The organism is Cellvibrio sp. UBA7671, from assembly GCA_002483145.1.
In the GTDB taxonomy this organism is placed as follows: domain Bacteria; phylum Pseudomonadota; class Gammaproteobacteria; order Pseudomonadales; family Cellvibrionaceae; genus Cellvibrio; species Cellvibrio fibrivorans.
The window spans coordinates 67,122-93,046 of record DLHJ01000004.1; the positions used below are offsets into that span (position 1 = coordinate 67,122).

The window sequence follows — 25,925 nt, forward strand, 5'->3', positions numbered from 1 at the left end:
AAATTTTAATGCCCATTTTTTTTAGATAGATTGCCACGTAATTGACGCTCCAAGGTCTCACGATGGGAATTAAAATTTAATGCACAACCCTCAAAAAAACTATAAATTTTCTGGTTCTGGTAAGCATCGGGAATTGCTGTATTAACTGCGGTTATTGGTGGAAACGCACCGTAACCAGCCAATAAACAATGCCACGATTCGGATCCAAAGTGTGAAGCAATATTTTGCCTTCCAATTTCAGCAGTCAGGTCTTTCTTGCGATACCAAACATCGAGTATTTGCAGAAGAGATTCCGACAGATTCATATTGTTACGATTCGCTCGCCAGTATTCGCTGTCATCGCGCGTATTTAATTTATAATGCGCCACTATGTAATCGCGTACACGCTCAAAGCGCTGATCCATTTCACTATTGAATTCCGCCCTGTATTTACTCGTAAAATTACCTGCCTCAAATTTTAAAATAAATAGTTCTATGCAAGTTTGGACCAAGTGTAATGCGGTAGCTTCTAATGGCTCAATGAAGCCTTGAGATAACCCGAGCCCCAGGCAGTTATTAACCCAGTGATGCTCAAGTTGACCCACATGCATTTTTAAGTGTCGACATTCCTGAGGACTATTTTCCGTTCCAATGTATTGTCGAAATTCCGCTTCTGCCCGATCATGCGCGATAAAGTCCGAGCTATAGACATAGCCATTGCCAAACCTGTTGCGCAAAGGAATCTTCCAACACCAGCCTGCGCTCAACGCTTGAGCACGTGTTTCAACCGGAATAACTGCGGCAATGTCAGTGGGCATAACTACAGCACTATCATTAAATAAATTTTCTTTAAAAGGTTTGAAACGAACGCCGAGAGTTTTTTGCATGAGAATCGAAGCAAAACCGGAGCAATCGATAAAATAGTCGGCTGCCAACTCTTCTTTTTTTTCTGTGATAAGGGCCGCGATGCTGCCCTCTTTATCTATTCTTACTTGTATTATTTTTTCTTGTTTATGAATAACGCCACGTTTAACGGCTAAATCAGCCAGATATTGACCCAACAAATAGGAATCGAAGTGATAGCCATATTGCATATGAAACGGGAAATTGGGTGGTGTTACCGGACTCTTACCCAGCTGGGCAAGCACACTGTTCAAAAAGAAATCCTGCGGAGCGGTATTAGCCTCCACATTAAAACGTCTGGTGAGACAATTGGCAAAAAAGGCACTTTTGGTAAAAATATCGAGCTGTGAAACAAACGGATGAGAATATTCACGAACACCGGATGCGGGGCTCCAACCGGAAAATCTGATATTGGTTTTATAAGTTGCATTGCAACGTGGCATCCATTCGTGTTCCGCCACATCAATTACCTGGAAAAAGTTTTTTAATGATGGCGTTGATCCTTCACCCACACCAATTATACCAATATCCGGTGATTCAACCAAAGTCACTTTTATTGGTGCTTTGGACCATTTTTTCACCAATAAATTTGCAGCCATCCAACCCGCTGTGCCGCCACCTAAAATAATAATATTGAGCAGGCAATTCACTTTAAACCTCCGCGAATAGTTGTGAGGAATTCGTCGTGGCTCGGAAAATTCCCCACTAAACTGCGTTTGGATTTTTGAATATTTTCAAGCATATCGTGCAATTGTTTATTCGTAAGCTGATTAGCTATAGGATGATAGTCTTGTGCCTCGATGCCCTGTCCAAGCATTACTTGTAGCCAGGACGAATCAACAAATAGATCATCCGGTTCCTGAAATAAGCTCCCTGTGCGGCGATAAATTTCTATTTTTTTCCGTAGGCTTTCAGGAATCTCCATATTGCGCATATCATGCCAAAACTGACTGTCATTACGCTCGTTAACATAGTAGTGCAATATAATAAAATTACGTATTTGTTCGTATTCAATTTTCGATTGCCGGTTGTATTCCGAGACAGCGGCAGAATCTACCCCTTGATGAGGAAAAAACTTGATCAATCGAACAACGGCAGACTGGATTAAATGGATACTCGTAGATTCCAGAGGCTCAAGAAATCCACTCGATAAACCTATTGCTATCACGTTACGATTCCATTGCTTGCGCCGACGGCCTGTCAAAAATTTTATAAAGTTGGGTTCACCTAATGCTGCAGAACCCAAATTATTCAAAAGCAGATTAGTGGCTTCATCGTCTGAACAGTGATTACTACTGTAGACCAACCCATTGCCATTGCGGTGTTGTAACGGAATCCGCCATTGCCAACCTGTTTTGTGCGCTATGGCACGAGTGTAAGGAAGCGTTTCCGCAAAGCGTTCTGAGGGTACTGCAACTGCACGATCACATGGGAGCCAATGGCTCCAGTCATCGTAACCAGTGTTAAGTACCTTCTGTATTAGCAGGGCTCTTAACCCGGAGCAGTCAATAAATAAATCCCCGTGAACAATTATTCCCGAGGCTAATTCAAGGCTCTCAACGAACCCAGAATCGGGATTCAAATTAATTTTATTAATTAACCCCTCAGTGCGTAATACACCAATTTTTTCACTGAATTTACGTAAAAATGCGGCATAAAGAGAAGCATCGAAATGATATGCATAGAGCATTTCAGACTCGCCACTTCTGCTGGTAAGCGGTGCGAATTTATTGGATTGTGCGCAAAGATAATTTAAATCGTAATCCCAAAGACTTGCCTTATTACCTTGCTGTCTGGAGCGTAACCAGTAATGGTGAAAAGAACAAAAAGCCAGACTTTTACCTGCTGCACCGAAAGTATGAAAATAATGCTCGCCTTGCACGCGCCAATTATCAAATTTAATGGCTAATTTAATTGTGGCTTTGGTTTCGCGTATAAACTCGGCCTCCTCTATTCCGAGAGCCGAATTTAAGTAGCGAATAGGCGGGATTGTGGCTTCGCCAACACCGATGCGACCAATTTCTTCAGATTCAACCAGCTCTATATCTATCACGCCGCCCAACAATTTTTTGATTAGTGCTGCAGAAATCCAGCCCGCAGTTCCGCCCCCCACTATCACAACTTTTTTGATTAGCTTATCCATACATCATTTACCCATAAAAAAACCCTGTTAGCATTCGCTGACAGGGTTATGTTTTTCACTAACTGCAAATTTAGAACTTGTAGTTAAGGTTGAGCATATAATTTGTACCGTAGTGTTGGACTCTGGTCACAAGACGTGAGTCAGTTTCCAAGGCATTAACATCGTCTTCATCTGTCAGATTCTGAGCTTGCAAAGAAACACGCAAACCTTCAAGACTATTAATGCCGGATTCGGAAAAGTCGTAACTAATTTGGGCATCCCACAACTCGGTTGCCAATCGATTGACCGTCGACAAGGTATTACTACCACCACGCTCTTCGGATTGGAATTCGCTGCGTTTTGTACCGGCAATACGAATTTCAAAACCCGCATTTTGATAGTAAGCAGTGAGCTGGGAAACATGATCTGACAAACCAGGTACTTTGGAGTTGTCATCCATTTTTCCATCGGTGTAAGAGCTACTGACGATTACGCCAAATCCGTCCAATGCGTCGTGAACAATCCGAAGTGGTAAATTCATCTGGCCTTCGATACCATCAACAGTTCCCCTCAAGCCATCCCGCGTAGAGGTGTTAACACCAAGGAATGTCGCGGGCGTGTAAACTTCACCTGCCTCAACTGCCTGATGGTATCCGGGAATGTAGTATTCGGAGAAATCAACGGTCTCGCCAGCGCTACTATGCCAATTAACCAAGTCTTTATAAAAATAGCCAACGGAGATGTAACCGTCATCGGCAAAATACCAGTCGTAAGCTAAGTCAAACTGATTGGCTTCGAGAGGTTCCAATGTAGGGTTACCTGAAGTAGAAACCCATGGACCTTTTTCGGGATCAGGATTAGTTACTTGAGAAACGTTTTGGCGGAACTTGATAGACGAGCCGGCTTTCAAGGAATCAAATCGTGCGCGACTGATACTTTTAGCAGCGGCAAACCTTAATATTTGATTTTCTGCCACCTCGTAGTTCAAGTTTAAACTCGGCAAATATTTGGTGTAACTTGCTCCATCAGACACAGGTACGGCCTGCACAAATAAATCAGAACCTGTTTGTGCTGCATACCCATCAGAAGATTGATCGGTATCAACAGCCTGAACACCAGCGTTACCATAAAGTCGTTTGCCTACAATGCTAGACTCGAAATCCAGCTTAACAAACCCCATCAAAATTTCTTCATCAATCGCATAGGTATCACCCATACGGTCGGGTTCCAAGCCGGCAGCGTCGATCAGCGAATAATAGCCATCTTTATATAAACCCAAACCGTCATACGCAACAATGTTACCCATACCCGCCCAATTCAAATCGGCAACACCGCGGCGATATTCTTCAGGGATAGGGCCGTCAGAAGGAAATGACGGTGCCGTAGCGAAGGCGCCCGTATTATCTTTTGTTGCTGACCGCTCACTATACTGGACGCCAAAATTCACAGCGGTGATAAAATTATCTTCGAGTGTTTGTGTAGCTTCCAATCTGACTGCATCCAGCTCTTCCTCAAAAACAGCTTCATTAATAAAGCCATCTTGAGCATGGTTATAGTCAAGGTCTTCGCCGTGGGCGCCTTTTGTATTAACAGTCTCTGGAGCGAATTGAGATATTGGTGCCAAGCTGCCACCCCAAGCTTGTGGACCAGCCAATTTAACGAGATTGTAGTCAGAAAAATCAGTCGCATTATTGCTAAAGGTCAAGCCGTCATCACCTAAAGTCCAGGATCGTGTATTTAATTCACTGTCAGCAATAGTACCGGCGCGCCCAATGCCCGCGTAACTTTCCGCACGCAGGTCATTTTTGGTGGTTTTACTATGAGATACATCCAACTTAAGAGTTAATTCATCACTTACGTGAAAGGCCGCATTTAAACCGTAAGCGTCGAGCTTACCCTCAATACTCGAAGGATCTGTACGCATCGTCGGGGAATAGCCACCTGTTGTACCGGCAGTTACTACACCATCTACAGTTGTTACCGCCGAAGCAAATGGCATGGATTCAATAAATCCGCGTTTCACGCCCTCATCTTTGAAGTCGATATAAAGCGCATCAACGATAATCTCCCATTGATCATTCGAATTGAATTGGAGCACACCAGTGAGTGCATCGCGCTCTAATACATTTGAAATTGCAAATACATCATTGCCGTCCGGTGTATAAGATCCACCAGCGGCCGGGTTTTGTGTATAACCCCAAACGTTCGATTGTTCAATTTGACTGGGTGATGATGTACTCGCAGCGGCTACGGCAACACCAATTGTGTCGTCTGCAAATTTATCTGAATAACTCAACGCATAGCGATGACCGGTATCATCAAAATCAGGATTATTTGATTTTAAATCGTTAGATTCATAAGTAGCAGAAATTGCTGTACCAGGTGCGGAATCCAACGGCCGAATAGTGCGCAAATCGACAGTACCACCAATACCGGTAGTGGATAGTGAAGCATCAGGTGATTTATAAACGACTGCGCCGCTGATAATTTCGGAAGGATATAAGTCGTACTCTACACCGCGGTTATCTCCAATCCCAAGTAACTCACGGCCATTCATGGTGGTGCCTACATAATCCTCCTTAAAGCCGCGCACTGATAAGCCACTTGTACGTCCATTGCGACGTTCGCCCGCCAAGCCAGGCAATCGTGCCAATGTTTCTGCAATACTGGAGTCAGGTAGTTTGCCGATGTCTTCAGCAACCACTGCTTCCACAATAGAAGTATTTTCCCTCTTCAAGACTTGTGCTTTTTCCAGGCTCGCCTTAAAGCCGGTAACGAGCACTTCCTCTACTTCTCCTGAAACATTTTGTGCGTATACAGCATGCGAACCTGCTGCCAACGTCATTGTGGAAACTACTGCTAGTAAGTGGTTAAACTTCCGCTTTATCATAATATCCCCTAATGTAAGATTATTTGTTTTTACGATGCATATCGACCAAAAAAATGTGACATTTAAATCACAACCCGTTCAAACGTTACCTGGTATTGCGCAAAAGAATACGTCTTGAGTGGAACGACATTTTTCTACAACAAGCTCATCTCTCTCCTGGATATCAAGCATTTACCTCCTGTATCCCAGAAACCAGGAGTGTGGATGTTTATTTAATCGGTAAGAATGATATTCATGATAGATATGGCGCCTGATAAGACGGATCAAATGATAATTCCGCCCCTACAGTGATTTCCAAACCAACAAAAAAGCCCTAATTGCAAGTGAGCAATCAGGGCCATACGGATAACTTAATCAACGAGGAAAAATTTAGATGACGGGAACAGGCGGCGCCTAATTATTAATCTACAATCGACGTATAAGCTCACCACCAAAAATCCCAATGCATGATCGACCCGATCTCAAACGTAAGCATCCAATAATCCGCACCTACAGCTTGTAGCCGGATCAAACATAATGGCCACGTACAGCCAAGCTATTCAGATTTATATTCAAGCTTCTTAAATTATCTCAATGAAAAATTCAACAAGTAATGGGGCGGATTTCATTTATCGTACGTCATATACTAAATAGGTTTTTTAAAAGGATTTCCCATGCAAAAAAATGACATTACTACTATTCACCGTATTGGCTACTTTCGGTGCTCTATATTTTATGTATGAAAAAAAAGAATCACTCAGTGCGACGATGTCATTTCCGCTACCAGAACCACAAATCAGTAAAAGTCATTTTTATGCCGCACCAAGAAAATCAGGCCAGGAAAAAGGGAACATAGTTAATTCGATTACTACCGAAAACACAATCGAAAATATAACCGAACTAAAAATCCAAAGAGAGCCTCAGCCCCTTCACGACTCTTATCTTAAGCCAATAATATTGGCGGCCTACGCTAAAAACAAAGAAAATATTGACAATCGATTTAAATCGATCAACGGTCGCCTGGCCCAAGACCCAACCATGTCAGTGTCAGACGTCTTGGGGAAACTCTTTGAAGAAGAACCAGTTGAAATCGAATGGGCAAGGAAGAACGAAGAGAATATTTATAACTTCTTTCGCGACAGCAATAACTTTAAAAATTTTTCTCCCGAGTCTGTGGACTGCAGGTCATCTAGTTGCAGAGTGGTGATATCTGCAGCAGATGAGATAGCAAGCATTGAAATCCAGAACAAAATTAGTCATCAGTTGACTATTAACCACCCTGCAATCCCTCGCAGCTATAGCACTATTACAGATCAACAAACAGCAAAACTAACCATTTATTTTCAGTAATTTCATGGATAAGGAAGATAGGAACCATGTGGCAGCCTTAGGTTTCACCAACACTCTATATCGTTGGTATACATAAGGATTATGTGGCTGCTGAACACTAATCATTAATTAATAGGGAAAGAAAATGAATACTTTTATTAAGATATTGCTTGGTTTGACTTTAGGGATTACAACACTTTCAACAAACGCTCAAACAACACGAGCGTTATTTTCAGGTGGTGCCATAATTGATAGAGATTCCCATATTCGTTACAGTTTTGCTGACAGCTCCTGTAGAGAGATAACGAGTAGATTGTTTTATCTCGCGGGACCGCTTACCTGGTTCGATTCAAAAGTATATTGCAGCGGCTTTAGCGAACCCATTCTTACCTTCACCTATGGTCTTTACGATTACGGCCTAGGTCCTACTTCAATACAAAGTTGCAGCATCGATCGAGGTAATAATCCAAATGTAATTTTTTACTCTACTGAAAATTGTTTCGCATCTGTTGGCGCGATGGTAAGCGCTCCAACGCAACCTCGAGATTTAGTATTTTGGGATATAGGAAGTTACCTTTCAGAACCCTATATTTCGTTAAAAGATCCTACCTGTTCAAAAGCAAAAACTCTCATTAGCGGTAGTTATTCAACGTCCCGCTACAGAATTAATGTTTCCTGCCCTTCAGTCACCGGACCCGTAATTAGTATTGATTACTATGTGGGAAGCGGCCCGCGAACTGTAACGAAAAATCCAAGTTCAAAAGTAATAACAAATACAGCAGCAACAGCTGACTATGTTAAGTTGGTTCCTTAACTATTATTATGACACAAAAAATCGCACTTGATTATTTTTCCGGTTACAATTAAAAACCTTGACGAAAGCTGCTGAAATTTCCATTTTCAGCAGCTTTCATTTTGGGCTGTAACTTACCGAACACTATTGTCCAATGACTCGATATCAAGCCACAACTCCTCCCTTTCCAAAGGAGTTTCCTTTGGTAAGCCGGGATTGCTAATTTTAAATATTTTTCTCTGTTTCAAGTTTGCTTTTTCGATAACTGACTTAATCATAGGGTCATTAAAAAACACCTGATCGAAACTCTTATCTGCGATAGCGCGATTAAGCCCTAACTCAATATCAGCTGCTAATTTTTTGTTGCTTTTTGTGGTAAAAAAATAGAATGGCATGCGATAGATCAACATTGTTTTTTCCTCCACCACAAGTGGAAGATTCGAATTATCTAGCAACTCTTGCCAAGGCTCCTGAACCCCTCGCGGAAAAGCGTCAAAACGGGAACCGTCCAACATATAAAATAATCCTTGATATTTATTGGCTGTAATTACAGTAAGGTTATTGTTGCGAAGTATTTCTGTATCCGCCCAAGTCTTACCCTGACCAAAGGTTAAACGCCGAAGATCCTCAATTGTATTAATTTGGTCAAACCTGGGTTGATCACCTTTGCGGATAATGAATATTCTGTGCCCGAGAAGGCCTTTAAATAAAGGAATACGGATTGGCAGCAATGTATCCTCCATTTGTTGGCTTGTAGCAGCCCAAAGCAAATCTGAATGCCCGGATGAAACTAGTTCAATATTTCTCGACTGACTAATTACGTTTTCGTCAGTTATTAATTCGTATTGAGTGTCAATTTTACTTAAGGCAAGATTGAGCATTTGCATCGCGTAGCGGCCATTGCCATCACTTGCGGTATTTACACGAATATTTTCTTTGGCAACCGTGGGCAAGCTGTAAACATAAGAAAAAAAAACAATGTGTATGATTGAATAAAAAATTTTCATAGATGTGTTTCAGCAGCGGTATAAACGATAAAAAGGCGGGATAAAAAAGCCCGCTACCGCAGGTGCGGTAGCGGAAAGGGGTTGAGCAAGAGCTAATTTTGCTTGGTGAAAAGAATCGTATTATCTTTCAAGTTTACACGAATCAGGTAAGTGCCCGCTTTTTCCGGGGAGACTTTCCATTTCAAATCGTCCGCAGAACTATTTGCACCAACTTTTACTACAATGGGGCCAGGAGCTTCTGTTGGAAGGTCAGCTGCAGTGGATGGCGCGAATATCCATATCCCATTTGACCACTCATAATTCTCACCATTGGCCTGACCAAATAATTTCAAAGCTTGTTCACCACCCGTAGCAGCCAAATCAGTTACAGTGGTGAAAACCATTGGATCGATAGCATCTCGCTCGAAGCGTACAGCGCCATTTAAATTCCAACCTGCAACAGTACCATCACCCACCATACCCAATTCATAGGCAGGTGCACCGAAATATACTTTTTGAGTTTTCTGATCGATAACAATAGTGTATTCACCAGCTACTGGCACTTGCCATTTGTTGTCTGGGCCGCCACTTGGAATTACTTTCATTGCAGGATTAGTTACGGATTGTTGGTCCGCCTCCGGCATAATCCATTCGATGCAGCACCAATCACCTGGGATCGGCGCCAAAGGGAATTTAATCGCGCCAGGCTCAAGATGACCCTGCCACGTAAACCTACCCTCAATAGTTGGGTGTTGCTCCAATGGGATAGCCGCTGTGTTGGTCCAACCCGCAGCAGTGGCGTCTCCAATCATCGCTACATATTCATAAAACTCCTTAGTATTAAGATCAAAATTAGCAATAGTTGACTGATTGGCTGAATCTACTGCCACAATACGCGCATCGTAAATTCGTCCACCTTGCAAGGCGAAAGTCGCATCACTGTTTTGATCTTGTAACTCAGTTAAATCAAGACTAACAATTGATTCAAGGCCGGATAAGTTATCCAGTTTTGCTACAACAACATCATTGATTTCAACATAATAGGATTTGAGTCCCTTATCATCGCCAATGTAAATTTCTACAGCTTTACGGATGTTGACATCTGCTCGAGTACCATTTTCCAAAGCTGTTTTTGCTGCGCCATTTCCAATACCGAAGTAAGGAGCACGATCAACGGGATCTGTCGCTTTATAGCCTCCCGAGGAATTACCTCCTCCACAACCTGTAACGACAGATGCCAACACACCGGCAAGGAAAATAATTCCCATTTTTTTCATATCTACTTTTTTATTTAATACTTTTTTCATGATTATTTTTCCAATAATGACCTATGGATTTGAATGACTATTAATTGCAACATTAAAATTTAAAACGAGCACCTATTTCAAAGCGGCGATAGTATTGCTCGTAATAATGTGTTGCTGTCTTGTCTCCCCAAAAGGTCTGGCCATTTTCTTCCAGCAGATTTTGAGCTTCTGCATAAATGGAGAGGTTTTCATTCACGTTGTAGGCCAAGCTTAAGTCCAGCCCCTGGTAATCAACATTTAACTTTGGATTGCCCCAATTGCCTTCACGGGCTCCAGCTATGTAGTCATCGCGATAGCTATAACTTAAACGTGCGCTGTAAAGCTCTGTTTCGTAAAAACCAACCAGGTTGTAGGTATTTTCTGAAACACCATCAAGTTCGCCCTCAGTTTCTACACCATTGACAGTCGTTGAGGAGGAAGTATCGGCGAAAGTGTAATTGGCTTGTAAACCAAAACCATTGTCAAAAATTTTCTGGGCAGAGAGTTCAACACCATTGAGTTCCGCAGTATCGCCGTTTAATGGAGTGCCCGCATTCCAGGTTCCGGTAACGTTAGATTGGGGCTGCCCACCAATTTGTTTAAATTCAGGGATAACATAAGTAATTTCCCTACTACCACCAAAGATCCAGTCAGAGATATCTTTATGGTATACCGCAACTGAAGCAGTCAATCCGTCATCGCCATACCATTCGTATGACACATCAAAGTTATTTGATTTGATAGGCTTTAAGTAGGGGTTACCATTAGTCCGAAGTTTCGGAAACCCTGCACCAACTTCCCAAGTAGTACCAGTACCCAAATCTGTCATTGATGGACGAGTGATGGTTTTGGATGCGGAAAACCGCAGTTTTGAATTGTCCCAAACGTTTATGATCAAATTAGCCGATGGCAAAATCTCATCGTATGATGAGTCGTAAGAAACAGGGACTGCTTCGGTAGTTGTGAGGCTGTAATTAGTTGATGATTCCATGCCAGTTGTCTTGTCGACAACAGGAACTAAAATGGTAGGGCTAACCTCGTAGCCGCTGGTAGTTAAATCCGTATTAATCCAGCGAATCCCCACATTTGCATTCCAGATTTCTTCTTTAATATTTAACTGAACATAGGCAGCAGTGTTTTCCTCTTCAATTAATGTAGAACGTTCAAGTTTATGCTCCGGGGCCATTTCGTCATCGAAACGACCAAGACGATTTTCAATAACATCGTAACGACGCGCAGCAGCGAATAATGCGTAAGGATTCATCGCTGGGAAATACGGCAGACCGCTATCAACACCTGAATCAAACTCTGCATAACCGTCAACGGCATCAATACCAACTGCTCCTATTTTGCGGTGATAGAAACAATAGGTACAACCATCTTTCGGAGTCTTGAAAATATCTTTATCTTTTTCACGCTGGCTATAGGCAACACCAAATTCCAAAACCGACTCGGTATCAAAAAAGGCAAAATCATAATCACCGTCGAAATGGAATGATGTGGCCTTGTCGTTGACCTGCTCTCCCTTCAAATCCATGTAATGCAATCCGAGATCGGCATTGGTTACATCCCAGCAGTTTCTTCCATCATTAATAGTGCAGCCAATTTTGGGCGCGGCATTATTACTAGCATCCCAAGTGTAGTGGGCCGTTTTAAGTCCGGCTACCGTATAAAGATCATCACCTTCATTAGGACGATCCGCTTCGGAATATGCGATGTCAGCCGATAATTTTAGGGCATCCGTTACTTGAAACTCATTATTCCAACCCACCATATAGGTATCAGTCTCACGCTCACGCGTATCTGTACCCATTTCCAATTCTGTAGTGGTTGAAAATTTAGTCGCCACATGGGTTATACCGCGTGTTGCACTTGACCAAGGCGTTAATTCTTCAAAAACTGTGCTGCCTGCAACTGATGAACCGAAATTTATATTGTATGAGTAAGCCCCTTCAGGAGTTTTGTAATTTGAATAGAAGAAGTCCAGTGTGGAATTCCATTGGTCATTCGGACGGAATTGAAATGCACCGGCAACACCTAAACGTTCCCTTTCGCCAAACTTCAACTGGTAAGAAGCGATTTCCGGCATCCACGCGGTAATTTCATGATCTGCAACATCAGCACCAACGGGATTGTTATTAACATCGACTGGAACTGTGACAGTTTTATTTGCACTCAATAATTCATACGTATTCGCATGCCATTCACGTTTTGAATAGGTGACGCCGAGAGAGGCGCCGATCGTATCATCCATAAAACTATTAGAAACAACCAGGGTTGCTTGCTCACCCCATTTTTCTGTACCTTCGTCATAGAGCCCGCCAAGAGAACCGGCTACATGTAAGCCAGGAGTATCCAGCGGCCGACGAGTTTTTACGCTGATGAGGCCACCAATACTGCCTTCCTCGAGCGATGCGCTTGACGTTTTATAAACATCAGCCTGCGATATAAGTTCGGATGGCATTACGTCAAAACTAAAGTCACGCCCCGCATTATCGGTTGCTAATGTACGACCGTTCATTGTGGTCAGATTAAATTGACTACCCAAACCACGAACAGATACAAAACGGCCTTCACCTCCACGATCACGAGAAATTTGAACGCCGGGGACCCTCTGCAATGAGTCAGCTATATTCGCGTCCGGAAACTTACCTATATCTTCCGCAGTAATGGAATCAACAATCACATCGGAATTACGTTTAAAATCTGCAGCTGATTTCAAGCTGTTCGCAATACCATAAACAACCACCTCTTCGGTGATATCAGTGTCTGAGCTCTGGGCGTAAACCATGTTGGTACCCAACGCCATAAGGATCGCCGAGCTCAGAATTTTTAATTGGAATTTTCGAGAAGCTTTTGCAGCATTGTTATAAGTATTCACATGTAACCTCGTTATTTGTTACCCATTTGATTTTAGGCTCGTAGTGGAACCACTTGTTTTATTGGAAGCGGAACACCTCCGGACTGGCGCATAAATCTAGAATTTGCAGCCCGATATGTGACGGGGATAACGGTAGAATCCACCCCCCCCGATTCGGAGGGACAAGAGAAAAGTGGAAAAAACGATTGTAAAAGGTGACCCGCATATTCTGGGTCACCTTTTACAGATGCGAGGAAAGACTAGTAATAGCGGCGTTCTAATTAATTTGAAATTTGACAAACCCTGAGTTTGAAGTCTCAGTTACAATAGCTTTTGCATGCTTTGACCTGACAAACCATCTCCCACCATCATAGGATGCAAATGAAACCACGGCACCCTCTATACCATTGCAGTAAACTGATGAATAACTACCGCCCGTGTACCCCTGGCCCTGAGGGTCAGTGGCAAATGTCGCATGACAACTGGTATCAGACCAGGAATAAGTGGGCATAGGCTGCGACATTGGAACCCAGGCAAATAGATCTCGAGTAATGGGCACAGGGGGAGTAATTTCTGTTACACCAACATATGCAGAACAATTCGCCGCATGATAAAAAAGTAGATTGGGGTTACTACCTCGAGTAATGCTGCAGCTTTTTATCGGAGATGGGCTTGGGTAGCCATATTGGCTGTAAGTAAACGTCAAAACAGGCCCCGTAATACCAGCGCAATAAACCTTTGAGTCAAACCATTCAAGAGGACCCGCCAGGTAAGACAATCTGCTGGTTACGCTTCGGCACGAAGGATCATTAAAGCTATAACCAATATTGTAACCCGTACCAACAGTAGCGCCGCCGGTAAATAAAGTTCTTGTCGTTTGAGCACTCGAGGACAATGTAGCAATCCCTAAAACCAAACCAAATGACATCTTAATAAACTGATTCATATTTTTCTTCCTAAAAATGAATGTTTAGCAGCTACATATCCCTATATGTACCAACTTTTAACGTTGGTGAACCTAATACTGCCTCATGGCTCTGTTTTCCCTATTCGACCATCTATATTTCATTTCTATGAAAATAGATGATTAACCTCGCGGATTCCGGATCAACAGTAGCACTATAATTATTAAGAATAATGGTGGGATTTTTTGATAACTGATGGCTAATTTTATTCTGGATATCGATACCAATGCCTTCATCAGGTGCAGCGATAATCACTTGGCAACTAGATGATTTACAATCCACCGATTCTGGAGAAAAATTTAAAAAATCATTTCCATTGCGAAAAAAATTGTAAATTCTTTCTTCATTTTCTCTAGCCCATGATAGGTCAGTGGGTTCCTCATCAAAAATCGCTCCCATAACGTCTATCACTGATTTATTTGGTTCTTTTGTAAGGCGATCGTTTATCGCGTTAAATCGATTTTCCATGCTTTCTTTCTGCTTAACTTGAATAGCTGACAATAAGGGAGAAAGTAAATTATCTGCAATCGCTTCATCTTTTGTATACGATATATCCTTTTCTAACTCCATATTGGCTTCTGATGAAATGGAATTGACATAACTAATTTTAGGAGACTCCACTTTTATCGGGGTATCATCCAATTTATATTTATTCACACTAATCTCTGCTAAATTTTCTATTTTTTGTGGATATTCACGTTTTTGAAAAATTGAGTAAAGAATGATTAGAGAGGGTAATAGCACGAAAATCCATATTTTCTTTTCCATGATTATGCCTTTAGAACTTATACATACCTGTATGACGTATGTTTTGAAAAAACCGCCCCTTAAACCGCTAAAAATAATTGTAGGCAAAAAAATTGACAGTTCAGTATGGATTATAAAAAGGACCATAGCTAAGCCGGTGATGAAGGATCAATTGGGAATGGAAAACCAATATTTGCTATCGTCAACCGGAGTGTCTGCAGACAAATAGGGATTTGGTAAACGGAGATACCGTACTGACTGCTCAGTAGGTAAAGGTATAGTCGAGGCAGTGAATGGGTGAGATTGCATATAGGTATAAAATTCACCGGAATTAATTAGCTTTTCAAGCCCTTGCTCAATCCATTGAGCAAGCTCCTCATTTTTCTTATTAACGAAAAAATAAATCGTGAAAGGATAGTGTACGATCAATGACTCATACACCATAAGCTCAGGATACTTTTCAGCTCGCTCGCTAATTTCGATATTGGCTTCCGCAATACCACGAGGAAAATAATCACAGCGCTTCGCCACTACTAACTGAAATAAAGATTCGAAACCAGCAACCTCCTTAATTCGCAACCCTGAATTGCGAAGAATTAATGTGTCAGGCCAGTTTAAACCTTGGCAACCAACCATGCTCTTTAAGTCATCAATGGATTCAACTTGATCGAATTGCGCTCGCATACTTTTATGAATAATAAATCGCCTAAAACCGAGTAAACCACGATCCAATGGGATTCGAATTGCTCGCAATTCAGTTTCTCGCTGGATATCTGTACCTACCCAGAAAATATCTAATTGCTGCCCTTCAAGAACTTGAGAAGTGGCCCGGCCTTGCTCGTAAGTTGAATTCTCTTTTAATATAGGGACTACCCTTCCATTTGCATTTTTCTCAAGCGCCATTATTAAAAGTTGCTTATAGTAAGCATGAATAACATCGCCAGCCATCGCCTTCTGTATGCGCAGCTCTTGAGCATGAGCTACAACACTTAGAAATAAGAAATATATTGCACACAGTAGTTTCACAGTGATCCACCTTAAAAAAAAATCCTGTCTATGGGGCAAATCCCTGAAACGCCATTTCATTGCCCTGAAATTTATTTTTGTTAAAATCTTCTGACAAATATCAATATGAGGTACTTATGAAAAATTTATTAAGCCGCTCACAGGAACCCTGATCAATCTGATTTTTTCTTACCTTGATCAAATAGATAACCAACTTCGCGGATGTGTCGATCTTCTTCAATTCTATCTTTCCGTTGCTGCTCCAACTCCTTCTTACGTTTATCCATGTTATCCAAGATAGGTAACGGATCAAAATCTCGCCAAAGTGGCAACATCGACATAAGTGTCAACAGTAAACTGCTGGCGCGTAAGGACCAAACTAACAAACCTGTGGTTACAGAAAAAGTTATCCCCGCAATAACTGCTTTACGGTGCTGTTCCTCTTCCAATGTTTCATCCATTTGCGCGCGCAAACGACGCACTTCATTATCAAAATCCTCTGCTTCCCAAGGTGCAAATCCCGAATCAGGAGAAATCAGACTTACAAGTGATGTAGAAGCGGTAAGCAGATTTATGGATACGTTCCCGTAGTTCATTAGCTCCAGAGCACGGGCGTAATCACGGCTTGAAGAATCGTTTACATAGGTAAAATCCGATCCATCACTATTATTTATAATTGTATTCCCTGATCCACCCGTGCCCGGCACATTGGTATTGGTAGTGCCATCCGAGTTAGGGGGTGAGAGCGGATCAATCACCTGAGCGCCACCGTCTACGGGTGGATTGGTGACAGGGATCTCCACTGTTGGCGGCTCAGTAGGCGGTGTTATAGGGGGTACTGTAGGGGGGATTGCTGGAGGAAGAGTGCCCGGGTCTTCCGGTGTTACAGGCGGCACTACTATCGGTGGAGCAATAGCCGCAGTGACGGTAACTTTAAACTGCGTCTCTACCCAAGCGTTGTCTGTATCCAGCGCGCGCAGCGTGATAATAGATTCACCGCCGGTGCTGGATGAAAAGGTCAGCGTCATCATCTCAGTGACAGGATCAATTTGCACGTTGGTAGCAACGGCAGGATTGGAATTTGCCATCAGCGAATATTTCAGCTGTGCAGCATCTTCGATATCGCTAAACACATTATGCAAATTCATTTGTTGCGGAGCAGCGCCAGCCGCCACACGCAGATCAGCAATACCTGTTGAGACAGGCGTGTCGTTGACGGATTCGATATTAATCCGTAGCGACGTTTCTACACTCGCACCCTGAGCATCCTGCGCGCGAATAACCAAATCGGCACTGCCGAATTGATTTGCACCATAGCTGAGTTGCAACTTGCCAGTAGTTGCATCAATGGTTGCGCCACTGACCAGTGTTGGATTGGAGTTGCTGACAACTGAATATTGCAATTGATTCGCAGCAGTTTCCGCATCGCTAAATGCGACAAATAAATCCACCGTGTCGCCCGCTGCATCTTCTACATTATTGATGGGCGACAATCCGGATATGACAGGTGCATCGTTAACCGGAATTACCGTTAACTGAAATTGCGCGTTGATACTAACAAGACCATCACTGGCAATAATCTGAATGGATAAAGTTCCAGTATCGTTATTGGTGGGTGTGCCGCTAAAACTGAGCGTCGTCGCATCAAAAACCAACCAGTCTGGTAAAGCATCACCATTAGCAAGTTGGGCGCTGTAAATCAGCGTGGTATCGGCATCCACATCGGCAAACATATTGCTGCCAAAACTGACCGAGAAAGGAATATCTTCCTGTGCTGATTGATTAGCAGGAGGGTTCACCAACACTGGCGCATCATTGGTATTATTAACAGCGATAATAAAAGTATCGCTCGCAGTACCACCATTGCCATCACTCACGCTGACCAACACCGAAATATTGCCGATGTCATCGTTAGTAGGTGTACCACTAAACGTGCGGGTTGCTGCATCAAAACGTAACCAGGATGGTAATGCACCGCCACCGGATAATTGGGCAGAATAATTCAGCGTATCGCCTTCAGCATCTACAAACGTATTAGCGGCAACTGTAAAACCAAATGGGGAATCTTCGCTGGCAGTTTGGTCAGCAATCGTATTTTGCAATACCGGCGGTGCATTAACCGGTTGATTAGTTACCACAATTCCAAAGGTGTCGGAGATGGTGCCACCATTACCATCATTGGCAATCACTTCTATCAACACTGAATCAATATTAGCGCTGGAGGGAGTTCCACTAAACGTGCGTGTAGCGGAATCAAAACTTAACCAGACAGGCAATGCACCACCACCAGCCAATTGCGCACTGTAAGTTAATACATTACCGACATCCTGATCATTAAACGTATTGGCGGCGAATTGAAAATTAAAGGCCGAATTTTCAATCGCATTTTGATCAGCAATAGGATTGGCAAGCGTGGGGGCATCGTTGGTATTGGCAATTACAATCGAAAAAGTATCGGTGACCGTGCCACCATTACCGTCATCGGCAATCACATCAATCGATACTGTGCCTACATTGGCATTCAGCGGTGTGCCACTAAAGGTACGTGTCACCGCATCAAAACTTAACCAGGCTGGCAGCGAGCCCCCACCGGCAAGTTGGGCAGAATAGGTAAGCGTATTGCCCGCATCCACATCAGCAAAGGTATTGGCTGCAAATTGAAAATTAAACGCCGCATCTTCCGTTGCATTCTGATCGGGAATCGTATTGGCAATGGTGGGGGTATTATTTACAACATTCACGACAATGTTAAAAGTATCGGTCACCGTACCACCGTTACCATCATCGGCAATCACGTCAATAGACACAGTACCAAGATCACTATTTGCCGGTGTGCCACTAAACGTACGAGTAACGGGATCAAAACTCAGCCACGCAGGCAATGCGCCACCACCGGCTAATTGTGCGGAATAGGTAAGCGTGTCACCAACATCAATATCGGCAAAAACATTTGCTGCAAACTGAAAATTAAATGCAACGTTTTCACTGGCATTTTGATTAGCAATAGCATTCGCGACCGTAGGGGCATCGTTCGAATTGGCAACAACGATATCGAAGGTGTCCGTGACTGTTCCGCCGTTGCCATCATCGGCAATCACATCGATGGATACCGTGCCCACATTAGCATTTAGTGGTGTGCCGCTAAAGGTGCGCGTGACAGGATCAAAACTTAACCACGTCGGTATTGCTCCACCACCGGCCAGTTGTGCAGTGTAAGTTAAGGTGTCGCCCACATCGGAGTCTGCAAAAACATTCGCTGCAAATTGAAAATTAAATGCCGCATCTTCCGTCGCATTTTGGTTCACAATTGCATTAGCGATGGTTGGTGCATCATTAGCATTTCCAACAACAATATTGAACGTATCGGTAACTGTCCCGCCGTTGCCATCATCGGCAATCACATCGATCGACACTGTGCCCACATTGACATTCAGCGGTGTGCCGCTAAATGTTCTGGTGACGGGATCAAAACTCAACCACGCCGGTATCGCTCCCCCACCGGCAAGTTGCACGGTGTAAGTTAACGTATCTCCAACATCAGAATCAGCAAACACATTGGCTGCAAACTGAAAATTAAATGCAACGTTTTCACTGGCATTTTGATTAGCAATAGCATTCGCGACCGTAGGGGCATCGTTCGAATTGGCAACAACGATATCGAAGGTGTCCGTGACTGTTCCACCATTGCCATCATTGGCGATCACATCGATCGACACTGTGCCCACATTGGCATTCAGTGGTGTGCCACTAAACGTACGAGTAACTGGATCAAAACTCAGCCACGCAGGCAATGCACCACCACCGGCCAGTTGTGCAGCGTAAGTTAAGGTGTCACCCACATCGGAGTCTGCGAAAACATTCGCTGCAAATTGAAAATTAAATGCCGCATCTTCCGTCGCATTTTGGTTCGCAATTGCATTAGCGATGGTTGGTGCATCGTTCGAATTGGCAACAACGATATCGAAGGTATCGGTAACGGTTCCGCCGTTGCCATCATCGGCAATCACATCGATCGACACTGTGCCCACATTGGCATTCAGTGGTGTGCCGCTAAATGTTCGAGTGACGGGATCGAAACTTAACCAGGCTGGCAATGCACCGCCACCAGCAAGTTGGGCGGTATAAACGAGTGTATCGCCAACATCAAAATCCGCAAATACGTTCGCCGCAAACTGAAAATTAAATGCGACATCTTCGGTAGCATTTTGGTTTGCAATCGCGTTGGCAATGGTTGGGGCATCGTTAGCATTTCCAACAACAATGTTGAACGTATCGGTAACTGTACCGCCGTTGCCATCATCGGCAATCACTTCTACAGAAATAGTTCCAACATTTGCGTTAAGGGGAAGCCCGCTAAACGTGCGCGTTGCAGAATCAAAGCTCAACCATGTGGGCAACGAGGCCCCGCCTGCTAGTTGAGCGGTATATGTAAGAATATTTCCGACATCAACATCATTGAATGTGTTCGCCGCAAACTGAAAGTTAAATGCAACATCTTCAGTGGCATTTTGATTGGGAATAGCATTCGCAACTGTTGGCAGGTTGTTTATTCCGGCAGACACGACCAAATCAAAAGTGTCTGTAACAGTCCCGCCATTACCATCGTCCGCTATCACATCAATTGAGACAGTACCTATATCAGCATTCGAAGGTGTACCGCTAAACGTGCGAGTCACCGCATCAAAACTGAGCCATGCGGGTAATGCACCACCGCCCGCTAATTGGGCGGTGTAGGTTAGCGTAGCGCCGACATCAACATCGGCAAATGTGTTAGCTGCAAACTGAAAATTAAATGACGAATTTTCTGTCGCGTTCCTATCGGGAATTGCGTTGGCGACCGTGGGGGCATCGTTAGTATTGGTGACAACAATGTCGAAGGTATCAGTAACAGTGCCGCCATTGCCATCATCGGCGATTACATCGATTGATACGGTGCCCACATGGGCATTCAACGGTGTGCCACTAAAAGTTCGCGTTACAGGATCAAAGCTCAACCATGCGGGTAATGCACCACCGCCAGCCAATTGCGCAGAGTAAGTGAGTGCTGCAGCTGGATCCACATCTGCAAATGTGTTTGCTGCAAATTGAAAATTAAATGCCGCATCTTCAGTCGTGTTTTGATTCGGAATGGCGTTCGCGATTGTGGGAGCGTCATTCGTATTGGCAACCACAATGTCGAACGTATCGGTAACGGTTCCGCCATTACCATCATCGGCGATCACATCAATGGATACTGTGCCGACAAACGCATTGGTGGGCGTGCCGCTAAAGGTGCGCGTTACTGCATCAAAGCTCAACCAAGCTGGGAGTGCACCGCCGCCCGCGAGTTGCGAAGTGTAGGTAAAGGTATCGCCGACATCAGTATCCGCAAATGTATTGGCAGCAAACTGAAAATTAAATGCTGCATCTTCAGTCGCATTTTGATTGGGAATGACATTCGCAACTGTAGGTGCATCGTTAGAATTGGCGACAACAATGTCGAATGTATCGGTAACGGTTCCGCCATTACCATCATCGGCAATCACATCAATGGATACTGTGCCGACAAACACATTGGTGGGTGTACCGCTAAAGGTGCGCGTTACAGGATCAAAGCTCAGCCAAGCCGGGAGTGCACCACCGCCCGCGAGTTGCGAAGTGTAGGTTAAGGTATCGCCGACATCGGAATCCGCAAATACATTAGCTGCAAATTGGAAATTAAAGGCCGCATCTTCAGTCGCGTTTTGATTCGAAATGGCATTCGCGATTGTGGGAGCGTCATTCGTATTGGCAACCACAATGTCGAACGTATCGGTAACGGTTCCGCCATTGCCATCATCGGCGATCACATCAATCGCAACAGTACCCACATCACCATTCGCGGGAGTGCCGCTAAAGGTTCTGGTGACGGGATCGAAACCCAACCATGCGGGTAATGCACCACCGCCAGCCAATTGCGCAGAGTAAGTGAGTGCTGCAGCTGGATCCGCATCCGCAAATGTGTTTGCTGCAAATTGGAAATTAAATGCGGAATCTTCAGTTGCATTTTGATTCGGAATGGCGTTCGCGATTGTGGGAGCGTCATTCGTATTGGCAACCACAATGTCGAACGTATCGGTAACGGTTCCGCCATTGCCATCGTCGGCGATCACATCAATCGCAACATTACCCACATCACCATTTGCGGGAGTGCCGCTAAAGGTTCTGGTGACGGGATCGAAACTTAACCATGCGGGTAATGTACCACCGCCAGCCAATTGCGCGGAGTAAGTGAGTGTTGCAGCTGGATCCACATCCGCAAATGTGTTTGCTGCAAATTGAAAATTAAATGCTGCATCTTCAGTCGCATTTTGATTCGGAATGGCGTTCGCGATTGTGGGAGCGTCATTCGTATTGGCAACCACAATGTCGAACGTATCGGTAACGGTTCCGCCATTGCCATCATTGGCAATCACATCGATCGATACTGTGCCGACAAACGCATTTGTAGGTGTGCCACTAAAAGTGCGCGTTACAGGATCAAAGCTCAACCATGCGGGTAATGCACCACCGCCAGCCAATTGCGCAGAGTAAGTGAGTGCTGCAGCTGGATCCACATCCGCAAATGTGTTTGCTGCAAATTGAAAACTAAATGCAGCATCTTCGGTCGCGTTTTGATTCGAAATGGCATTCGCAATTGTGGGAGCGTCATTCGTATTGGCAACCACAATGTCGAAAGTATCGGTAACAGTTCCGCCATTGCCATCGTCGGCGATCACATCGATTGATACTGTGCCGACGTTAGCATTCAGGGGTGTGCCACTGAAAGTGCGAGTGACAGGATCAAAACTCAACCACGCGGGAATCGCACCACCACCAGCCAATTGTGCGGTGTAAGTTAAGGTATCGCTGACATCAACATCAGCAAAAGTATTTAACGCAAATTGAAAATTAAATGCTGCATCTTCGGTCGCGTTTTGGTTAGCGATTGCATTGGCGATTGTTGGTGCATCGTTTGAATTGGCGACAACAATGTCGAAGGTATCAGTAACAGTACCGCCATTGCCATCATCGGCGATCACATCAATGGATACAGTACCTACAAAGGCATTGGTAGGTGTACCGCTAAAGGTGCGCGTTACGGGATCAAAGCTCAACCAAGCTGGGAGTGCACCACCGCCAGCCAATTGCGCAGAGTAAGTGAGTGCTGCAGCTGGATCCGCATCCGCAAATGTGTTTGCTGCGAATTGAAAATTAAATGCCGCATCTTCAGTCGCATTCTGATTCGGAATAGCGTTCGCGATTGTGGGAGCGTCATTCGTATTTGCGACCACAATATCGAACGTATCGGTAACGGTTCCACCACTACCATCGTCGGCGATCACATCAATGGATACCGTGCCCACAAACGCATTGGTGGGTGTGCCGCTAAAGGTTCTGGTGACAGAATCGAAACTGAGCCATGCGGGTAATGCACCACCGCCAGCCAATTGCGCCGCGTAGGTTAAGGTATCGCCGACATCAGCGTCCGCAAATGTGTTTGCTGCAAATTGAAAATTAAAGGCCGCATCTTCAGTCGCGTTTTGATTCGGAATTGCATTGGAAACGGTTGGTGCTTGATTATTGTTGATAGTAATTCCGATTAAATCCTGATCCATCAGATTTCCACCGGTGCCCGTATTACCTTGATCTTTGGTGGTAATACTCAGCGAATCACCACCCGTGTAGTTATTCGCTGGTGTATAGGTGAGAGTGGATAAAGCGGAATTGATGTCAGTAATGCTTCCTGTAAATACCAAGGTGGAATCGGCAGTTCCGTCGCCTGTCACCATAGTCAGGTTTGTGGTTTGCGCAAGAGTCAAAACACCGTTAGATACACTCAGAGTTACTTCTATATTTGTGGCTGCTCCCGCATCAATATCAGCAACTTGAATTTGATTGGAGTTGCCTGCACTAAAAGTAATGGGGACATTTTTGCCAGTAATCTGCGCGCCGGGCACAGTATTCACCGGTGCATCATTAACGGCACTAACTGCAATATCAAACGTATCAGTAACAGTGCCACCATTACCATCGTTGGCAATCACATCGACTGTTAGGGTTCCTACATCGCCATTCGAGGGTGTGCCACTAAAAGTGCGCGTTACAGGATCAAAGCTCAACCATGCTGGCAATGCACCACCGCCGGCCAATTGCGCAGAGTAAGTGAGTGCTGCAGCTGGATCCACATCCGCAAATGTGTTTGCTGCGAATTGAAAATTAAATGCCGCATCTTCAGTCGCATTTTGATTCGGAATGACGTTCGCAACTGTAGGTGCATCGTTAGTATTGGCGACAACAATATCGAAGGTATCGGTAACGGTTCCGCCATTACCATCATCGGCGATCACATCGATTGAGACGGTGCCGACATGTGCATTTAACGGTGTACCACTGAAGGTTCTCGTCGCTGCGTCAAAACTTAACCAGCCTGGAAGCGCCCCGCCACCCGCAAGCTGCACGGTGTAAGTCAAAGTATCGCCGACATCCGCATCCGCAAAGGTATTGGCGGCAAATTGAAAATTAAAGTTGTTATCTTCAGAAGCGCCCTGGTTTGGAATTTGATTAGATATTACCGGAGACGTGTTAATACCATTATCACCAGAAACTTTAAAAGCTAAATCCCACCCCGAGGCATTTGGCGTACCACTTTGGATATACGCCGAGGTATTAACATATTGGTTGGACTGATGATAGGAAGCTTTTACTGTACCTCCGGAGTCAGTAGACGAGACCCGAATGACATAAGTTTGGTTATCATTAAGATCTACATTGCTGAAGCTAAAGGTTTTAAATTCGAATTGGGCCGAACTTAATTGACTTGAAGAGAGCGTTGCGGATCCTAAAATGGCGCCATTCCAGGAAGAACGCAGCTCTACAGTAATAGTTTGCTCCGGTGCTCCAACGTCCTTTTTCAAGGAGAGACTTACACTATTAACTCCATATGTAGCTCCCGAACTATCATAAGTAAAGCTTTGCCCAATATGCACAAAAGTAGAGATTCCTAATTCGTATGCCCCAGTGTCAACAAATATATGATCCACATTAGCCAACACGCCCATCCACTGCTCTTGCACTATTTCATGCACAATAACCTGACTTTCTATATCACCGTGATGTACCTCTAACTCCCAATCACCACCATATGTTTTATGACCAGTTAAATCATTACTTGCAGCCACGTCAGCTTGTGTTAGCTCAGAAAGGCGCTCTATAAATTTCAAACCGTTTTCCGATCCAGCAACGCTACAACCATAAATCAGAATATCCGCATTATCCTGCAACACATTTCGCCAACTAAGCAGCTCATCCTTGTAAGTTTGAAGATTATCTGAATCTATAATCGTCCTACCGAGATTTATACTTCCATCTTTACCATGCGTGATTAGGTGAACCGCACTCAAGTTTGAATAATGAAGGAGAGTCGAGTTGATCTGTGCGAGACCATCGCCATCAGGCCCCAATAAAACCACATCAACCTTATTTGAATCTGTGTTTAGTAGAATATCGTCCAGTAATAGCTGAAAGTTTTCCACACTGGGATCGATAAATACTACTTCGCGAAAGTTCGAATGGTCATTTAACTGCAAATGTTGACTACCGCCGTCCGCGACAGGTAAGTCGATTGCAGAGAGAGCAAGTTGATTACCGTAGATTGCAACCAGGTCGACATTTTCAGCCGCATTTAGAAGGTAGGTCACGTCCGAGTCACTATCATCCAAAACGGCTATATCGCCAGTTGCTGAAAATAGTAATCTGGATTCCAGGGGTTCTATAAGGGGTCTACGACGACGCTGAGTAGTCATGATTCGATTCACCCGCAAAGCTCCAAACCGCAATATTCAGGCTTCGCGCTTGGCACATATCGTTAGAACCGGAAATTCAATTTCCGAATATATTTATTACGAATTATCATAAAATGAAGCCAATGAAGATTGGTGCGACAATGAGACGTCTTTGGTAGCAAGATCCGCCCCCTCAGCTCATACAAAAGTTTAGTTGATCTGGAGGAAAACCCATTGGTGTCCACACCTCTCTATCAGATAGAATTCGAGTATGAATTATTATTTTTAGTGAATATTTT

General features: G+C 44.0%; 12 protein-coding genes. 2 read left to right on the forward strand and 10 right to left on the reverse strand.

Annotated features, from left to right (window positions below):
* Window positions 1-5: 5 nt before the first annotated feature.
* The 3 genes from B4E62_RS05420 to B4E62_RS05430 all read right to left on the reverse strand — a co-directional run bounded on the left by B4E62_RS05420 (window position 6) and on the right by B4E62_RS05430 (window position 5,894).
* Complete coding sequence (locus B4E62_RS05420; protein WP_331351388.1) at window positions 6-1,532, reverse strand: tryptophan halogenase family protein; 1,527 nt, start codon at window positions 1,530-1,532, stop codon at window positions 6-8.
* Complete coding sequence (locus B4E62_RS05425) at window positions 1,529-3,025, reverse strand: tryptophan halogenase family protein (RefSeq protein WP_331351389.1); 1,497 nt, start codon at window positions 3,023-3,025, stop codon at window positions 1,529-1,531. The genes B4E62_RS05420 and B4E62_RS05425 overlap by 4 nt, the downstream gene beginning before the upstream one ends.
* A 70-nt stretch (window positions 3,026-3,095) precedes the next feature.
* A complete protein-coding gene (locus tag B4E62_RS05430) occupies window positions 3,096-5,894 on the reverse strand; it encodes a TonB-dependent receptor (protein WP_331351390.1) in 2,799 nt (932 codons plus the stop codon).
* Between the two features lie 663 nt (window positions 5,895-6,557).
* Here B4E62_RS05430 and B4E62_RS05435 point away from each other — a divergent pair.
* Window positions 6,558-7,223, forward strand: coding sequence for a hypothetical protein (locus tag B4E62_RS05435; RefSeq protein ID WP_331351391.1), 666 nt, complete (start codon window positions 6,558-6,560; stop codon window positions 7,221-7,223).
* A 124-nt stretch (window positions 7,224-7,347) separates the two neighbouring features.
* A complete protein-coding gene (locus B4E62_RS05440) occupies window positions 7,348-8,016 on the forward strand; it encodes a hypothetical protein (RefSeq protein ID WP_331351392.1) in 669 nt (222 codons plus the stop codon).
* A 113-nt stretch (window positions 8,017-8,129) separates the two neighbouring features.
* Here B4E62_RS05440 and B4E62_RS05445 read toward each other — a convergent pair whose 3' ends face one another.
* The 7 genes from B4E62_RS05445 to B4E62_RS05475 all read right to left on the reverse strand — a co-directional run bounded on the left by B4E62_RS05445 (window position 8,130) and on the right by B4E62_RS05475 (window position 25,647).
* A complete protein-coding gene (locus B4E62_RS05445) occupies window positions 8,130-9,002 on the reverse strand; it encodes a diguanylate cyclase (protein WP_331351393.1) in 873 nt (290 codons plus the stop codon).
* Window positions 9,003-9,094: 92 nt separating this feature from the next.
* The gene (locus B4E62_RS05450; RefSeq protein WP_331351394.1) at window positions 9,095-10,288 is read right to left on the reverse strand and encodes a SusF/SusE family outer membrane protein; all 1,194 of its coding nucleotides are present in this window, start codon (window positions 10,286-10,288) and stop codon (window positions 9,095-9,097) included.
* Between the two features lie 52 nt (window positions 10,289-10,340).
* A complete protein-coding gene (locus B4E62_RS05455; RefSeq protein ID WP_331351395.1) occupies window positions 10,341-13,148 on the reverse strand; it encodes a TonB-dependent receptor in 2,808 nt (935 codons plus the stop codon).
* 256 nt (window positions 13,149-13,404) lie between these two features.
* Window positions 13,405-14,073 carry a hypothetical protein gene (locus B4E62_RS05460; RefSeq protein WP_331351396.1) on the reverse strand — a complete coding sequence of 223 codons (669 nt, stop codon included), beginning with the start codon at window positions 14,071-14,073 and terminating at the stop codon, window positions 13,405-13,407.
* A gap of 112 nt (window positions 14,074-14,185) precedes the next feature.
* The gene (locus B4E62_RS05465; protein WP_331351397.1) at window positions 14,186-14,860 is read right to left on the reverse strand and encodes a hypothetical protein; all 675 of its coding nucleotides are present in this window, start codon (window positions 14,858-14,860) and stop codon (window positions 14,186-14,188) included.
* A 147-nt stretch (window positions 14,861-15,007) separates the two neighbouring features.
* The gene (locus tag B4E62_RS05470; protein WP_331351398.1) at window positions 15,008-15,865 is read right to left on the reverse strand and encodes a hypothetical protein; all 858 of its coding nucleotides are present in this window, start codon (window positions 15,863-15,865) and stop codon (window positions 15,008-15,010) included.
* 152 nt (window positions 15,866-16,017) lie between these two features.
* The gene (locus B4E62_RS05475; RefSeq protein ID WP_331351399.1) at window positions 16,018-25,647 is read right to left on the reverse strand and encodes a putative Ig domain-containing protein; all 9,630 of its coding nucleotides are present in this window, start codon (window positions 25,645-25,647) and stop codon (window positions 16,018-16,020) included.
* Window positions 25,648-25,925 lie beyond the last annotated feature (278 nt).

Coding starts and splice junctions, on each gene's coding strand:
- B4E62_RS05435 (WP_331351391.1), top strand. CDS start 6,558: ATGACATTACTACTATTCACCGTATTGGCTACTTTCGGTGCTCTATAT.
- B4E62_RS05445 (WP_331351393.1), bottom strand. CDS start 9,002: ATGAAAATTTTTTATTCAATCATACACATTGTTTTTTTTTCTTATGTT.
- B4E62_RS05465 (WP_331351397.1), bottom strand. CDS start 14,860: ATGGAAAAGAAAATATGGATTTTCGTGCTATTACCCTCTCTAATCATT.
- B4E62_RS05440 (WP_331351392.1), top strand. CDS start 7,348: ATGAATACTTTTATTAAGATATTGCTTGGTTTGACTTTAGGGATTACA.
- B4E62_RS05430 (WP_331351390.1), bottom strand. CDS start 5,894: ATGATAAAGCGGAAGTTTAACCACTTACTAGCAGTAGTTTCCACAATG.
- B4E62_RS05450 (WP_331351394.1), bottom strand. CDS start 10,288: ATGAAAAAAGTATTAAATAAAAAAGTAGATATGAAAAAAATGGGAATT.
- B4E62_RS05460 (WP_331351396.1), bottom strand. CDS start 14,073: ATGAATCAGTTTATTAAGATGTCATTTGGTTTGGTTTTAGGGATTGCT.
- B4E62_RS05425 (WP_331351389.1), bottom strand. CDS start 3,025: ATGGATAAGCTAATCAAAAAAGTTGTGATAGTGGGGGGCGGAACTGCG.
- B4E62_RS05475 (WP_331351399.1), bottom strand. CDS start 25,647: ATGACTACTCAGCGTCGTCGTAGACCCCTTATAGAACCCCTGGAATCC.